At 61.8% G+C, this 16,084-nt stretch carries 14 protein-coding genes; 3 read left to right on the top strand and 11 right to left on the bottom strand.

Features of this window, described 5'->3' with window-relative positions:
- Nucleotides 1–7: 7 nt before the first annotated feature.
- The 9 genes from pdxJ to rpoE all read right to left on the bottom strand — a co-directional run bounded on the left by pdxJ (nt 8) and on the right by rpoE (nt 9,441).
- Nucleotides 8–829, bottom strand: coding sequence for a pyridoxine 5'-phosphate synthase (gene pdxJ, locus C8E00_RS02385; protein ID WP_133694048.1), 822 nt, complete (start codon nt 827–829; stop codon nt 8–10).
- A 51-nt stretch (nt 830–880) separates the two neighbouring features.
- Complete coding sequence (gene recO / locus C8E00_RS02380) at nt 881–1,585, bottom strand: DNA repair protein RecO (RefSeq protein ID WP_133694045.1); 705 nt, start codon at nt 1,583–1,585, stop codon at nt 881–883.
- 30 nt (nt 1,586–1,615) lie between these two features.
- Nucleotides 1,616–2,515, bottom strand: coding sequence for a GTPase Era (gene era / locus C8E00_RS02375; RefSeq protein WP_133694043.1), 900 nt, complete (start codon nt 2,513–2,515; stop codon nt 1,616–1,618).
- Complete coding sequence (rnc, locus tag C8E00_RS02370) at nt 2,512–3,204, bottom strand: ribonuclease III (RefSeq protein WP_133694041.1); 693 nt, start codon at nt 3,202–3,204, stop codon at nt 2,512–2,514. Before rnc ends, era begins: the two co-directional genes overlap by 4 nt.
- Nucleotides 3,205–3,285: 81 nt before the next feature.
- Nucleotides 3,286–4,089 (bottom strand): signal peptidase I, encoded by an 804-nt coding sequence (gene lepB / locus C8E00_RS02365; protein WP_133694039.1) that lies wholly within the window; start codon nt 4,087–4,089, stop codon nt 3,286–3,288.
- Between the two features lie 11 nt (nt 4,090–4,100).
- Nucleotides 4,101–5,921 carry a translation elongation factor 4 gene (lepA, locus tag C8E00_RS02360; RefSeq protein ID WP_133694036.1) on the bottom strand — a complete coding sequence of 607 codons (1,821 nt, stop codon included), beginning with the start codon at nt 5,919–5,921 and terminating at the stop codon, nt 4,101–4,103.
- 200 nt (nt 5,922–6,121) lie between these two features.
- Nucleotides 6,122–7,558 carry a DegQ family serine endoprotease gene (locus tag C8E00_RS02355; RefSeq protein ID WP_133694033.1) on the bottom strand — a complete coding sequence of 479 codons (1,437 nt, stop codon included), beginning with the start codon at nt 7,556–7,558 and terminating at the stop codon, nt 6,122–6,124.
- 287 nt (nt 7,559–7,845) lie between these two features.
- Nucleotides 7,846–8,616 carry a sigma-E factor negative regulatory protein gene (locus C8E00_RS02350; protein ID WP_166638215.1) on the bottom strand — a complete coding sequence of 257 codons (771 nt, stop codon included), beginning with the start codon at nt 8,614–8,616 and terminating at the stop codon, nt 7,846–7,848.
- Nucleotides 8,617–8,835: 219 nt separating this feature from the next.
- Nucleotides 8,836–9,441, bottom strand: a complete 606-nt coding sequence (gene rpoE / locus C8E00_RS02345) for an RNA polymerase sigma factor RpoE (RefSeq protein ID WP_133694028.1) — start codon at nt 9,439–9,441, stop codon at nt 8,836–8,838.
- A gap of 530 nt (nt 9,442–9,971) precedes the next feature.
- Between rpoE and C8E00_RS02340 the strand changes: the two genes are divergently transcribed.
- Nucleotides 9,972–11,051 carry a 3-deoxy-7-phosphoheptulonate synthase gene (locus C8E00_RS02340; RefSeq protein ID WP_133694025.1) on the top strand — a complete coding sequence of 360 codons (1,080 nt, stop codon included), beginning with the start codon at nt 9,972–9,974 and terminating at the stop codon, nt 11,049–11,051.
- Nucleotides 11,052–11,119: 68 nt separating this feature from the next.
- Here C8E00_RS02340 and dinG read toward each other — a convergent pair whose 3' ends face one another.
- Entirely contained in the window at nt 11,120–13,264 is a 2,145-nt protein-coding gene (gene dinG, locus C8E00_RS02335; protein ID WP_133694023.1) for an ATP-dependent DNA helicase DinG, read from the bottom strand.
- Nucleotides 13,265–13,485: 221 nt separating this feature from the next.
- On the bottom strand, nt 13,486–14,760 hold the full coding sequence (locus C8E00_RS02330) for a DEAD/DEAH box helicase (RefSeq protein ID WP_133694020.1): 1,275 nt from the start codon (nt 14,758–14,760) through the stop codon (nt 13,486–13,488).
- 232 nt (nt 14,761–14,992) lie between these two features.
- Here C8E00_RS02330 and C8E00_RS02325 point away from each other — a divergent pair, with 232 nt between their 5' ends.
- Together C8E00_RS02325 and xthA are read left to right on the top strand one after the other, a co-directional pair.
- Nucleotides 14,993–15,238: a hypothetical protein gene (locus C8E00_RS02325; protein WP_133694018.1), complete on the top strand. Its 246-nt coding sequence runs from the start codon at nt 14,993–14,995 to the stop codon at nt 15,236–15,238.
- Nucleotides 15,238–16,053, top strand: a complete 816-nt coding sequence (xthA, locus tag C8E00_RS02320) for an exodeoxyribonuclease III (RefSeq protein WP_133694016.1) — start codon at nt 15,238–15,240, stop codon at nt 16,051–16,053. Before C8E00_RS02325 ends, xthA begins: the two co-directional genes overlap by 1 nt.
- Nucleotides 16,054–16,084: the final 31 nt, after the last annotated feature.

Here is a 16,084-nt window from a genome sequence, read left to right as displayed (position 1 = left end):
CGCAGGATCAACCGCCGCAGCACTCGCCGTTATCGTCATGAGCGTGGTCGTGCCCATGCTCGTGTTCGTGGGCGTCGAGCTGGGCCATGACCCCGGCTTCCTGCCCGGCGATGGCGAGGCGTTTCATCTCGGCCACGGCGTCCTTGAGCCCCACGAACAGCGCACGTGCGATGATGGCATGCCCGATATTGAGTTCGTTGATACCGGGAATCGCGGCGATCGCCTCGACATTGTGGTAATGCAGGCCGTGCCCGGCATTGACCGTCAGCCCCAGTTCGAACGCCATCTCGGCGGCCGCCACCAGGCGCTGATACTCGAGGCGCTGGGCGTCGCCGCTCGCCTCGGCATACGCCCCGGTATGCAGTTCGATGGTGGGCGCCCCCAGTTCGAACGCGGCCTGGATCTGGGCCGGCTCGGGGTCGATGAACAGCGACACCTCGCAGCCCGTTGCGCCTAGCCGACGGCAGGCCTCGCCTACGCGTTGACGGGCCCCCGCGACATCGAGCCCGCCTTCGGTGGTGAGCTCTTCGCGCTGCTCGGGCACCAGGCAGACGTTGGCGGGACGCAACGTCTCGGCAAAGGCGATCATTTCCTCGGTCACGGCCATTTCCAGGTTCATGCGCGTGGCCAGCGTCTCGGCGAGCACGCGGACATCGCGTTCCTGGATATGGCGTCGATCTTCACGCAGATGAAGCGTAATGCCGTCGGCCCCGGCTTCCTCGGCCAGCATGGCCGCCTGCACGGGATCGGGATAGCGCGTGCCGCGCGCCTGACGCAGCGTCGCGATGTGATCGATGTTGACGCCCAGCAAGATACGTGGCGGATGCATGGCGATGTCCTTTCAATGAGCAGTTGGAATGATAAGCGGATGACATGATCGTCAGGAAGTACGTCGACGCTCGGCCAGTCGTCGCATCAACTCGCGCGAGCGCAGGGGGCGCTCACCCAGCAAGGGCGCCAATGCCGCACGCGTGACATGCTTGGCAACGCCCGCCAGCCCCGGCGCTTCCCAGTCGCCCCGTGCCAGCCATTTGAGGCTGCGACCGTCGATGCCGCCCTGACCGGCTTCCACGGCACGGAAGCAGTGGCGTTCGGGGTGATAGCGATAATGCGTGAACGCATCCAGCGGGGCATCGTGCTCGTTGACGAACCGCGGCGCCATGTCGAGGCTCTCCAGCAGGGTAATCTCCAGGCGCCTCAACGCTCCGGCGCGCTTAGCCGGTACCGGCAAGGCGTCGAGCGTCAGCGCGTAGATGGAAAACACCTCGCCCACCGGGTATTCCAGCGGCAATGCCCGCGCCATGAGCTCGTTGGCGTAGACCCCACACAACAACCCTTCGCCGGCCAGCAACGCCGCACTGCCCTGGCTTTCGAGCAGGCGCAGGCGCTTGAGCTCAGCGTGTCCGCTCCAGGTGACATGCAGCGGGGAGAACGGCTGCAGAATGCCACGCGCCTTGCTGCCACCGCGTTGCACGCCCTGCGCCACGGCACGTACGCGCCCCTGCGTGAGCGTCAGCAACTCGACGATGGCACTGGTCTCACGATAGGGGCGCTTATGCAGTAAAAAGGCCGGTTCAGGCGTCATCGCGGCATCCGTGCGCCATGGCGAGCGCAATCAGTCGAGATCGTAACCCAGGCTCTTCAGGGCGCGGTCGTCATCGGACCATCCCCGCTTGACCTTCACCCACAGGTTGAGCATGACCTTGGCATCGAAGGCTCGTTCCATTTCCAGACGTGCCTCGCGGCCGATGCTCTTGATCCGCTCGCCCTGATCGCCGATCAGAATCTTCTTCTGCCCCTGGCGCTCGACCAGAATCAAGGCGCTGATATGCAACGTCTTGCCGTCGTCCTTGAACTCCTCGATCTCGACGGTCATCTGGTACGGCAGTTCGTCGCCGAGCTGACGCATGACTTTCTCGCGTACCAGCTCGGCGGCCAGGAAGCGCTGGCTCTTGTTGGTGATTTGATCCTCGGAGAAGTAATGCACGCTTTCCGGCAAGCGCTGGGCGACTTCGGCTTCAAGCTCGGGCACGTTGGTGCCGTTCTTGGCCGACAACGGGACCACGGCGGCGAATTCACGCTTCTTGCTCACGCTTTCCAGCCACGGCAAGAGACTGCTCTTGTCCTCGAGCCAGTCGACCTTGTTGACGGCCAGAATCACCGGGGCCGGCACGTTGCTGAGCTTTTCGAGCACGACGTCGTCTTCCTCGGTCCACTTGGTACGGTCGACGATGAAGATCACGCAGTCGATATCACGCAAGGCATGCGTGGCCGCCTGATTCATGAAGCGATTGATCGCCTTGTTACGATCGCGCGTCTGAATGTGCATGCCCGGCGTATCGACATAGATGAACTGCGTGTCTTCCTCGGTCTTGATGCCCATCACCTGATGGCGCGTCGTCTGCGGACGCCGCGAGGTGATGGAAACCTTCTGACCGAGAATTCGGTTCATCAGCGTCGATTTACCCACATTGGGGCGGCCAACGATGGCCACGAAACCACAGTGTTGCGTCATGCGTGCCTGCTCTGGGAAGGTTCGAGTATTTCCAGCGCCTTTTCGGCGGCTTGCTGTTCGGCGTGGCGACGGCTGGAACCGACACCCAGCGTATGATCCTCGAGCATCTGGACATGACACTCGATGGTAAAGACCTGCGCGTGCGCTTCGCCTTCGACCGAAACCACTTCATAGCGCGGCAATGCCGACTGCCGCGACTGCAGAAACTCCTGCAGGCGTGTCTTGGGGTCTTTCTGGTTGTCCTGCAGGTCGAGCGCTTCGAGGCGCGTCGCGTACCAGGACAGCACCCGTGCCTTGGTGACATCCATGCCCGCATCGAGATAGATGGCGCCGATCAGCGCTTCCACCCCATCGGCAAGGATGGAGTCGCGACGGAAACCGCCGCTTTTCATCTCGCCGGAGCCGAGTCGCAGGCATTCGCCGAGTTCGAACTCGCGCGCCAGTTCGGCCAGGGTCTGCCCTTTCACCAGCCGCGCGCGCAGACGTGACAATTGTCCTTCACGCGCCTGGGGAAAGCGCTGAAAAAGCGCTTCGCCGATGACGAAGTTGACGATGGAGTCGCCCAGGAACTCCAGGCGCTCGTTGTTCTGTCCCCCATAACTGCGATGCGTCATCGCCAATTCGAGCCGAGCGACATCGCGAAACTGGTAACCGATTTTTTTACTGAGGGCGTGCAAGGGGCTACTCACGACACTGCCTTTTTCATCTGTTCTGGGTGAAGCGGCGGAGAGCACGGCTCTCCCCCGGCATGAGTCATTCGAGAGTATGGTTCATTCGATGAGTCTGACACTAGAAAAACTCGGCAAGCCATCCTTCCAGTGCATCCACACTGCAAATGCCTCGCCCACGATATTTTCTTCCGGTACGAAGCCCCAGTAGCGACTGTCGTTGGAATGATCACGGTTGTCACCCATCATGAAGTATTGGCCTTCCGGCACCACGACGCCAGGCATCTGCGGGCCGGGCGCACCCGGGGTGTTGTAGATAGCGTGCGAGACGTCCCCGAGGTGCTCTTCATAAAGCTGCTCACCCGGTGCGTTATCGGCATTCTTGTCCTTGAGGATCTTCTCGACCGGCTCACCGTTGACGTAAAGCTGTTTATTTTCGTAGCGAATGCGATCCCCTGGCAAGCCGATGACACGCTTGATGAAGTCGACCGAAGGATCGCCGGGATAGCGGAACACCATGACATCGCCCCGCTCGGGCTCGCCGAAATCGACGATTTCGGTATTGAGTACCGGCAAGCGCAACCCGTAGGTGAACTTGTTGACCAGAATGAAATCCCCCACCTTGAGGGTCGGGCGCATCGAGCCAGAGGGAATTTGAAAGGGCTCGACCACGAAACTCCTCAGCACCAGGACGATCAGCAACACGGGAAAGAAGGAGCGCGCGTAATCCACCGGCCAGGGCTCCTTGGCCAGCTTGTCGCGCGTGGCGGTGTCCAACTCGCCCTCGACCTGGGCCTCGGCTTTCGCCAGGCGGGCGCGACGCGCACGCCGCCACCATGCAATATCAACCAGCCAGACCACACCGGTGATGGCGACAGCCAACACCAGCAACAACGTAAAATCCATGGCTCTGATTCCTAATCGTTCATCTTGAGGACGGCGAGGAAGGCATCCTGAGGAATTTCCACTTTACCTACCTGCTTCATGCGCTTTTTGCCTGCCTTTTGCTTTTCGAGCAATTTCCGCTTGCGGGTCACATCGCCGCCATAACACTTGGCGGTGACGTTCTTGCGCAGCGCCTTGACGGTCGAGCGTGCAACGACCTGCCCGCCCAACGTCGCCTGGATGGCAACGTCGAACATCTGGCGCGGAATCAGCTCTTTCATCTTTTCCACCAGCGCACGACCACGCGGATGGGCATGATCACGGTGCACGATAGTGGCAAGCGCATCGACGCGGTCACCGTTGATCAGCACGTCGAGACGCACGAGATTGGCGGTCTCGAAACGCTCGAAATTGTATTCGAGCGACGCATACCCCTTGGAGATGGACTTCAAGCGATCGAAGAAATCCATCACCACTTCGCTCATCGGCAGTTCGTAGGTGAGCTGAAGCTGACTGCCCAGGAACAGCATGTCCAGCTGTGTACCGCGGCGCTGCTCGCACTCGGTGATGACATTGCCGACGTACTCCTGCGGCACCAGGATGCTGGCACGCACGATCGGCTCGCGCATTTCCTCGATATCGGCCATGTCCGGCAGCTTGGACGGGTTGGATACATAGCGTACCTCGCCGCCCTTCATGACCAGCTCGTAGATGACCGTCGGTGCCGTGGTCAACAAATCCAGGTCGTACTCGCGCTCGAGTCGCTCCTGGATGATTTCCATGTGCAGGGTCCCGAGGAAGCCGACACGGAAACCGAAGCCTAGCGCATCGGAGTTTTCCGGCTCGTAATCCAGCGAGGCATCGTTGAGGGCCAGCTTCTCCAGTGCATCGCGGAACTCTTCGTAATCGTCGGAGCTGACCGGGAACATGCCTGCATAGACCTGGGGCTTGACCTTCTGGAACCCGGGAAGGCGCGCGACATCCTCGCCCCCTTTGGCATGCACGATGGTGTCACCCACCGGCGCGCCGTGGATGTCTTTGATGCCCGCCACGACGAACCCGACTTCACCGGCCCGCAGGACACCGGTCTGCTTGCGCTTGGGCGTGAAGACGCCCACTTCGCTGACTTCCCAGGCACGCTCGGTGGACTTCATGCGGATCTTGTCGCCCTTCTTGAGCGTACCGTCGAAGAGACGCACCAACGAAATCACCCCCACGTAATTGTCGAACCATGAGTCGACGATCAGCGCCTGCAAGGGGGCGTCGGCATCGCCCTTGGGCGGCGGCACATCACGTACCAACCGCTCGAGCAATGCCTCCATGCCTAGACCGCTCTTCGCGGACACCTGGCAGGCATCGGAAGCATCGATACCGATGATCTCCTCCACCTCATGGGCCACGCGGTCGGGATCGGCCTGGGGCAAGTCGATCTTGTTGAGCACCGGCAGGACTTCGAGCCCCTGCTCCACCGCCGTATAGCAATTGGCCACCGACTGTGCCTCGACCCCTTGCGCCGCATCGACCACCAACAGCGCCCCCTCGCAGGCATAAAGCGAGCGCGACACTTCGTAGGAAAAGTCGACGTGACCCGGCGTATCGATGAAGTTGAGCTGATAGACCTGACCATCGTCGGCCTTGTAGTCCAATGTCACGGACTGGGCCTTGATCGTGATCCCGCGTTCACGCTCGAGATCCATCGAGTCGAGCACCTGCTCCTTCGTCTCACGGTCGGTCAGGCCACCGCAGATCTGGATGATGCGATCGGACAAGGTCGACTTGCCGTGGTCGATATGGGCAATGATGGAGAAATTGCGAATCAGTGGAAGCGTTGCTTTATTTTCGTCGCGGCTCATCAAGTCCTACCTGAGTCAAAAACACGATCCGGCCAAGCCCGACAGGCTGTTAGGCGAGCGTACGCGGAGCGATGAACAATTCAATTGAAAGGCATTGTACCGGCAAGCACCTTCCATGGACAGCGAGGGGCCATGATCGACATGACGAGGCCCCGCCGGAGCGGGGCCTCGATGCCTAGCCGGGACGTACCACGGCGGCGTTACTCATCGTCGGACTGCAGGCGCAGCGCCACGAACAACGCTTGACCGTCACGCACGATGCGCACCGGGATGGCACGATCGGTGGGGGCCGCGTCCACCGCCTGCATCAGCGTATCGGTGCTATCGATCGTTTGGCCATTGAAGCTGACGATGACATCGCCCGGCGAAATCCCGGCAGCCGCCGCAGCGCCTCGCGGGTCGACCTGACGCACCACGACACCGTCATCGACGCCCAGCTGGCTGCGCATCCGCTCGTCGAGATCGCTGACCGCGACCCCCAGACGCGCTTGGCTACCGTCCTCCTGGTGCGGTGAACCGGATACCATTTCGCCCTCTTTCGGCCAATGGCCCACCGTGACGTCGATTTTCCGCGGTTCGCCGTCGCGCAGGATCTTCAGCGTCACGTCATCGCCGGGCGAGACACGCCCCACCAGGCGGGGCAAGGTGCTCGAATCCTGGACTGTCTGGCCATCCACCGCCAGCACCACATCGCCGGCCTTGAGCCCGGCCTCGCTGGCAGGGCTGTCATCGGTGACCTGGGAAATCAAGGCCCCGCGCGCCTCGTCGAGACCGAAGGACTCCGCCAGGTCTTGAGATACCGGCTGAATGACCACCCCAAGCCAGCCACGACTGACGTGCCCGGAATCTTTCAATTGGTCGGCGATATCCATCGCCACGTTGATCGGAATGGCGAAGGAAACCCCCATGAAACCACCGCTGCGGGTATAAATCTGGGAGTTGATGCCGACGACCTCGCCATCGAGATTGAACAGCGGCCCACCGGAGTTGCCGGGATTGATCGCCACATCGGTCTGGATGAAGGGAACGTAGGCATCGCTCGGCAGCGTGCGGTCGATCGCACTGACGATCCCTGCCGTCACCGAGTGATCGAAGCCGAAAGGCGACCCGATGGCCGCGACCCACTCCCCGACTTGCAGCTCGTCGGAATCGCCCATCTCCAGCACGGGAAGATTATTGGCATCGACCTTGAGGACGGCGACATCGGTTTTCTTGTCGGCACCCACCAGGGTGGCCTTGAGTTCGCGGCGGTCGTTGAAGCGCACCACGATCTCGTCGGCACCATCGACCACATGGGCATTGGTCATGATGTAGCCATCGCGACTGATGACGAAGCCCGACCCCAGCGAATGACGCTCTTCTTCCATGCCCTGGCCGGGCACTCCCGGCATCATGGGCGGCATTTGGTCGCCGAAAAAGCGTCGAAAGATTTCAGGGACATCCTGACCACCGAAAGGGAATCCCTGCATCCCGCGCCTTTCGACAGTGCTGGTCGTGGAGATATTGACGACACCCGGCGCGGCGTCTTTCACCAGCTGGGTGAAATCAGGCAATTCGCGCGCTTGGGCGAACTGCGCGGCACATAACGTTACCAACGCCAGTAAAAAAGGAGAGAAATAGCGAGACAGACGTTCCATCAAAGACTCCTGATAAAAAGCGTGAACTCGTTAACCAAAACGAGGAGCCACATTGACAAGGCCAGCGCACGAGGCCGACCCACCATGAATCGACGCCCTGCATAACGACGCCGACAACTTCATTGATACCTTAACGGCACAGGAGTTCACCGAACAACGCGATAAGTTGAAGAGGCGCCATCCCCGGCGCCAGACGACAAAAAAAGGCGCGCCCCTGACAACCGACAGGTGGCGCGCCTCTTACATGATAGCGTCGACGGTCATGCCAAGCCGCCCGCGACGCAAGGTCAAGGCTGGCTCGTCACCTCGGCGCCCGTACCATCGGGTACGCGAGAAGACGACATCCAGGCGTCGCCCATCGCATCGGCATGCTGCTTTTTCAGATATGCCTGAAGAAGCCGTGACTGTTCGTAGTCGCTGTGTGCCGTCTGGGGCAGCGAGTCGGAAAAGAGTGATCCGCCCATGCTGACTTCCATGACGCCACTTGGCTCAGGAGGGGCGAAATTGGGAAACACCGGGTTGTCGCTGGACGACGCGGTAAAGAAGCCCGTACTGCCTCCTCCGAAACTCGCCGGCATGGCCTCGATGCCCGAAGGAGCGCTTTGCAGAGACGCCGGCTGCACGCTGGCCCCGCGCTCGCCGGGAGACAACGCTCCCGAGGACGCGTCATCGCTGGCAAACTCCGCCCCGTCCCCGCCGAGACCACTGGGCGTATTGGCGTTGTATACCTGCACGCCGGTGATCACCATCAAGGAGACGGCGGCGGCGACAGCGGTACTGCCTGCGAAGGAAAAGGGCACGCTGCGACGCGTTTCCTGCGTCGTGGCCTCCGATGGCCCAGGCTCTTCAGCGAGGCGAGCCATGATACCCGCGGACAGGTCCGTGCTGACATCCACACTGCGGTCACGTTGCATCATGCTGCGCGCCAAGTGATAACGCCGCCATGTTTCGGCATCGTCCGGCGCGTCTTGCAGCGATTTCATGACACGACGCATCTCGAGGTCATCGCCCTCATTATCCATCAGCGCGGACAAGGACTCTCGCACGTTCTGATTCATACCTACACCCTCACATTCGAGAAGACGAATGCCCATCGTCTACTGGGCGCTACACGACGCTATACGTGTGGCGACGCCTGGTTGTGACATCTTCCACGAGCGCCCCGATTACCTGACGTCAACAGCGCCCTCATTCACTAGTACCCGGTGAGACGTCAAAGTGGCCCGACAGTTCCCTCTTGAACGCATCCAGCGCCACTTTTTTCTCACTCGCGCCCATCACTCGACCGTGGCACCGGCCTGACGCGGCACGTTCAACAACGGCTCGATCGCCTTGTCCACCGCCTCACGCGCACGGAAGATGCGCGACCGCACCGTCCCCACCGGACACTGCATGATATTGGCGATATCTTCATAGGCGAGTCCATCCATCTCGCGCAGCGTGATGGCGGTACGTAGATCCTCGGGCAGATTCTCGATGGCCTCGAACACAGCCGACTCGAGTTGGTCGCGCTGCAAGGCGGCTTCCGGCGTCTCGATATCCGACAAGCGCCCGCTGTGATCGAGCACCTCGGCGTCCACGATATCCATGTCACTGCCCGGTGGCCGACGACCGCGTGAGACGAGATGATTCTTGGCGGTGTTGATGGCGATGCGGTACATCCATGTGTAGAAAGCGCTTTCGGAACGAAACTTGCCCAAGGCACGGTATGCCTTGATGAAGGCTTCCTGTGCGACATCCTGGACTTCGGCGGGATCATGCACATAGCGCCCGATCAGGCCGAGAATCTTGTGCTGGTACTTCTTGACCAGAAGATCGAAAGCCCGGGTGTCTCCCTTCTGGGCACGCTCGACGAGCTGACGGTCGGTTTCCCTTGTGCCCATTCATTCCCCCCCTGTGCTGGAGGCACCATAAAGCGAGGCGCCGTCCCAGGCGCCAGCGCAGAAAAAACGTATCGGCTGTGTGGTCATCATGTTCCAGTCGAGCCCACGGGGCGCTGAATAATCAAGGTAATGGACGAAATTGGGCGAAGACCTACGCTTTGTCTGGAAAATGCCTGCGCGCGCCCATACGGCGTTAAAAATTGACTCAAAATACTCATTTACCCCGCGTAAACTCCGCTTTTTCGCCAATTTTTGCCTTGTCTGGCCATCGCTCGTCGATTTTTCAAACAGAGCTTAGGGTCATGCGGCCGATCCACTTGCTTAACTTAAGTAATGCCTAGTGTTCCTTTTTCTGCCCGCCTCATCAAGGCGATAAAGCGGCGGATGCGCTGATGGCATCCGAGCATTGACCGCCATCCTATCGAGAAGTTCGCCCCTGACATTGATTTTTCCGGCACCGACAAGCGATAGTAACGCTTCTTCGCAAGCGAAACCGATGCCCTTCGCGACACATATCTACAGGTAGCGGAATGTCAGAACAGCAGGTCAATAACATCAACGTCCTCGCCCAGGACGTGCTGGTCACACCCGAGGCGCTCAAGCGTGAAATTCCCCTTACCGAGGCAGCCGAGCGCACGGTACTCGAGGGACGCCGAACCGTGCAACGGATCCTCGACGGCGACGACCCGCGTCTGGTCGTCGTCATCGGCCCGTGCTCGATCCACGATGTGGATGCCGCGCGCGACTATGCACGCCGCCTGCGCCAGCTGGCCGACGCGGTCAGCGACAGCCTGTACGTCGTGATGCGCGTGTATTTCGAGAAGCCGCGTACCACCGTCGGCTGGAAGGGACTGATCAATGATCCCCACCTCGACGACACCTTCGATATCCAGGAAGGGTTGCGCACCGCTCGGCACCTGCTGGTGGAGCTCGCCGAAATGGGGCTGCCGCTGGCCACCGAGGCACTCGACCCCATCTCGCCGCAGTATTTGCAGGATTGCATCAGCTGGTCGGCCATCGGGGCGCGGACCACGGAGTCCCAGACGCACCGCGAGATGGCATCCGGGCTCTCGTCACCGGTCGGCTTCAAGAACGGCACTGATGGCAGCCTCGACGTCGCGGTCAATGCCCTCAAGTCCGTCGCCCACCCGCACAACTTCCTGGGTATCGACCAAGGCGGCCAGGTGGCCGTCATCCGCACACGCGGCAATCCCTACGGTCATGTCGTACTGCGCGGCGGCAACGGCAAGCCCAATTATGACAGTGTCAGCGTGACGCTCGCCGAAAAAGAGCTGCGCGCGGCCGGCGTCACGCCCAACATCATGGTCGACTGCTCCCACGCCAACTCCAACAAGGACCCCTCGCTGCAGCCCTTGGTGATGGAGAACATCGCCAACCAGATCCTCGAGGGCAACACCTCGATCATGGGACTGATGATCGAGTCACATATCGGCTGGGGCAACCAGAAGATCCCCGAAGATCGCTCGCAGCTGCAGTATGGCGTGTCGATCACCGACGCCTGCATTGACTGGCCGACGACTGAAACGGCCATGCACGAAATGAACGAGAAGTTGAAGCCGGCCTTGGCCACGCGCCAACGCGGCGCATGACCTTCCGTGTTCCCGACCCCGCCTGGCGCGGGGTCGGCCCGTCGACTACCGAGTGAGTGCCTCGCCTCTTACTGCATCACGCCGTCGATTTCACGCCGGAAAGGCGGCAAGGAGTCGAGCAGCGCCCTGCCATAACGCCGCGTCAGTACACGCCGATCGAGCAGTGTGATCCGCCCCTGATCGGCCTCCTTGCGGATCAATCTACCGCAGGCCTGGACCAGGCGAATCGAGGCATCCGGCACCGAGATGCGCATGAACGGATTGCCGCCTCGACGCTCGATCCACTCCGCCAGGGTCGCCCCTACTGGATCGTCGGGCACCGAGAACGGTAATCGGGTAATCACCACATGGGTAAGATATTCGCCCGGCAAGTCGACGCCTTCGGCGAAACTGGCCAACCCGAAGATGATACTGCCCTCCCCGGCATCGACGCGTGCCCGATGGCGCTGGAGCAACTCGCGCTTGGGCAGATGGTTCTGGGCCACGACCCGCTCGCGTACCGCTTGTGGCAACGCCTCCAGCACCGCGCGCAGCTGCTTGCGCGACGAAAACAGCATGAGCACCGCTTCGCGTTCGCCGAGCGCCTGGGTGAAGTCGATCAGCGCCCGCTCGTGAGCCTCGCGGTTGCTGGGGTCGACGGCCTCCGGCGGCACGCTGAGCACCGCGCGGGAATAGTCGAAGGGACTCGGCAAGCGTTGATAGCGATAGCGATTGGCAAGGCCGGCGCGCTCCTGAAGACGCTCGAAACGGTTGAGCGCAGTCAGCGTCGCCGAGGTCACCACGGCCCCGTGACAGGTGCCCCACAAATGACGTGCCAGAGTCTCGGCGGCCGAGACAGGGCTGGCAGAAAACGTCAACTCGGCCTCGCCGGCGACACGCTCGAAGGTCAACCAGCGCGCCTGTGGCACGCCATCCTCGGGGTCCGGCGTCGCCAATGCCTGCCACAAGGCATGTGCCTCCAGGGCTCGGCCATGCAGCAAGGCGATCAATGGCAGCCAGGATTCGGCCTGCTCGCGCGGCAAGCCGGTGGCTTTTTCGGGGTCGAGGCTCTCGCGCAGGATATCCGCCATGCTTTCGAGCGTGCGCGACAGTTCGGCGAACGCCGTCACCATCGACTGGGCCTGCTCGCTCAACGCCTCCGGCACACGGCCCATTGGAAAGCGATGATGCACGGCATCGGTGGCGTCGTCGGGCAGCCCTTCCTCGCGCTCGGCGAGGCGATGGCCCATGGCGAAGGCCTCACCCAGGCGCGGCTCCAGGGCCGCGATCGCCTCCGGCAGGCTCGCCAACAGACGCGCCAGGGTCGGCTGCACGGCCAGCGCGGTATTGAGTTCGGTCAACGACTTCTTCAGCGTGCGCAACCAACGCAATGTGCCGTTGACCGGCAGCCGGTGGTAGAAGTGATCCAGGGCCTTGTCGGGCAGGTGGTGTCCTTCGTCGAAGACGTAGATGCAGTCCTTGGGCGACGGCAATACCAGCCCGCCCCCCAGGGAGAGATCCGCCAGCACCAGGTCATGGTTGGCGACGATGATGTCGGCCTGATCGAGCCCGCGACGGGCACGGAAGAAAGCACAGGCCCCGAAGTGGCCGCAGCGTCGATTGGTGCACTGGCGATGGTCGATGGTCAGACGACGCCAGTCGGCATCGTCGATGCCCGTCGGCCAGCTATCGCGATCGCCTTCCCAGCGCCCCGCCGAATAAGCCTCGGCCATTTCCTGTGCCAGGGCCTGGAAATCATCGCCGTCGCGGGAGGACATCGCTTCCTCGAAAAGCGACAGCGTGGGGTTGTCCTCCCCACCTTCCAGCGCCTGATCGAGTCGCGCCACACACAGGTAGCGCCCCCGCCCCTTGGCCAGCGCGTATTCGAAATCGAGGCCGCTATGCGCCTTGAGGGCCGGCAGGTCGTGATGCAGCACCTGCTCCTGCAGGGCCACCGTGGCGGTGGAAATCACCAAACGCTTGCCCCGCGCCTTGGCGATGGGCAACGCGGCAAGCAGATAGGCCAGCGTCTTGCCGGTCCCCGTGCCCGCTTCAAGCACACAGACATGCTCGTTGGACAGCCGACGTCCGGCCTCATCCGACTCGATGCCGCCCAGGGTCCGTGCGATCTCGGCGATCATCAGGCGCTGCCCGTAGCGCGGGGTCAGCTCGAGCCCATCGAGCACCCGCCGGTAGGCGGTCTGTATCTCGTCCTTCAGGACCTCGTCAAGCATGATGCATCCATAGAGGAGCGTGGCATGTCCGGCGACAGGCCGACACGGTGGTGCTGCACCCCCTTCCCTGGGCGCTACCGATTCCTTCCCTGGAATCGGACCTCCGCTCTGGCCTGTCCCCGTCGCCGCTCACCAAGGGGCCAGCGCGGCCCGGGCAGTCTTTCTTAAAGCGGCGTAGCCGCTGTTCCAGCTTTCAGGCGCGCAGCGCCGCTCTTCAACCTTCAAAGCAGCCCTTCGGGAGGATGCTGACAAGGCAGCTTGTCGCCGATGTAGGATTCGATCCCTGGCAATGCGAAGGCATCTTCCTCACCGACGAAACTGATCGACACGCCCTCGGCACCGGCACGCCCCGTGCGGCCAATACGGTGCACGTAGTCCTCGGGATCTTCCGGCAAGGTGTAATTCACCACATGACTGACATCATCGATATGAATGCCGCGCCCGGCCACATCGGTGGCTACCAGCACATCCACCTCGCCGTCTCGGAAACGATCGAGGGTCTTGATACGCGCACTTTGCGGCACGTCGCCAGACAACATCGCCACGTTGATCCCCGCGTTACGCAGGCTCTCATCGAGATTGCGCACCAGGTCACGGCGATTGCCGAACACGATCACGCGTTCCATGCTTGCCTGGTTCAGCAGGTTGATCAGCAGGCGCTGTTTGTCGCTGTCGCCGACCAGATAAACGCGCTGGTCGATGTTGGCGGCATTCTCGAGACTGGCCTCGATCTCCACGTGAGTGGCGTTATGCGTCCACTGGCCAGCGAGGTTGAGAATATCCGGGCTGAACGTGGCCGAGAACAGAAAGGTCTGGCGCTCCTCGGCCTTGGGCGTATGCCGAATGATGCGCTTGACATCCGGAATGAAGCCCATCGACAGCATGCGATCCGCCTCGTCGAGGACCAGCACCTCGGTTTGCGTCAGATCGACATCACGTTTCTCGTGGAAGTCGAGCAGACGCCCGGGGGTCGCCACCAGCACATCGAGCTTGCGCGACAGCTGCTCGCGCTGCTTCTGATAGTCCATGCCGCCGACGACGCTGGCCACGTTGAGTGACGTGAAGCGCGCCAATGCCTTGGCATCCTTTTCGATCTGCAATGCCAACTCGCGCGTCGGTGCGACGATCAACGCACGCGGCGCGCCAGGCTTCTGACCGTCGGGGGCCTTTTCTTCCAGGAAGTACGCCAGAATCGAGATTAGAAACGCAGCGGTCTTGCCGGTCCCCGTCTGTGCCTTGCCGACCACATCGCCGCCGAGCAATGTATGCGTCAGCGCCTCGGCCTGAATCGGCGTACAGTACTCAAACCCCAAGGCATGAATCGCACGCATCAGCGGCACAGGAAGATCGAAATCGTGAAAGCGCCACTTACCCGCGACCGGTGTCACCTGGAACTGCTTGATGTCCCACTGAGACTGCGAGCGACGCGGCTTGCGACGACGCCGCTTGGGCTTACGGTTCTGGGCCGGTGCTGAAGTTTTTTCCGACTCACTCATAGGCTTCTATGTCTGTCCAATATTCGTATGCAAATGCATGAATCCAGCGCGCTTGCCTGCCTTTCCGCAGCGCGCCACGGCCATCGCGACAGCCAAGCTGGATCACGACGCAAGCCGCCATTGTATCAGTGATTGCCGAGCATCGCGCGGGCATCGCGCTCAGTCACGGGTGTCGCCCGACAACGCGGCTGGTAGAATGGGCGTCAAGTCACTACGACACTAGGATCACGATATGACACGCCGCAAGAAAACGCGCTCGATCGCCAGCAAGGTGACGATTCGCACCGGGCGCCGCAAGGACTTTCGCAAATGGCGCCACGACAACCCCGATCAGGTCAACTCGTCGCCGCGCTACGTGCAGAAGAAACGCCAGCAGCGCAAGCTGCAAGCCGCGCGACGTCTGGCGCGCCAGCAACAGGCCCCGACCCTCGACGTACACGGTGCGTCGACGCCGGACGATTCGCGAGGTGACCACTGATGCGCATGGTCTCCTTCAACATCAATGGCATCCGCGCCCGGCTGCATCAACTGGAGGCACTCATCGCGGCGCACCGCCCCGATATCATCGGCCTCCAGGAAACCAAGGTGCAGGACAGCGAGTTCCCGCGCGAGGCCGTCGAGGCACTCGGCTACCATGTGGCCTTTCACGGGCAGAAAGGTCATTACGGCGTCGCCCTTCTCAGCCGACAGGCGCCCGAGGCAGTGTATTACGGCCTGCCTGACGATGGCGAAGACGCCCAGCGGCGCCTGATTGGTGCTCGCTTACGCTGCGACGACGGCGACGTCATGACCGTCTACAACGGTTATTTCCCGCAGGGTGAAAACATCGAACACCCCACCAAGTTTCCCAACAAGCGCGATTTCTATGCCCGGCTCACGGCATTGCTGCAAGCGCGCCATACGCCCAGCGAACGGCTCGCGGTGATGGGCGACTTCAATATCTCTCCCGCCGACATCGACATCGGTATCGGCGAGGCCAATCGCAAGCGCTGGCTGCGCGAGGGCAAGACCAGCTTCCAGCCCGTCGAACGCGAATGGCTCACACGGCTCGCCGATTGGGGCCTGAGCGATTGCTACCGCCTGCGCTACCCCGAGGTCGATGACCGCTTCAGCTGGTTCGATTATCGTTCGCGAGGCTTCGAGCGCGAGCCCAAGCGCGGCTTGCGAATCGACTACATCATGGTCACACCCACGCTGAGCGAGCGGGTGGAAGACGCCGGCATCGATTACGAGCTACGCGGCATTCAGCGTCCTTCGGACCATGCGCCGGTCTGGGCACAACTCGCATTGTAATCCGTCTCGACGCCCGTGAAATGCGTGAGGG

Origin of the sequence: Chromohalobacter marismortui (genome assembly GCF_004364315.1) — a bacterium.
Classification (GTDB): domain Bacteria; phylum Pseudomonadota; class Gammaproteobacteria; order Pseudomonadales; family Halomonadaceae; genus Chromohalobacter; species Chromohalobacter marismortui.
This window is presented reverse-complemented; position numbering and strand designations above follow the sequence as displayed.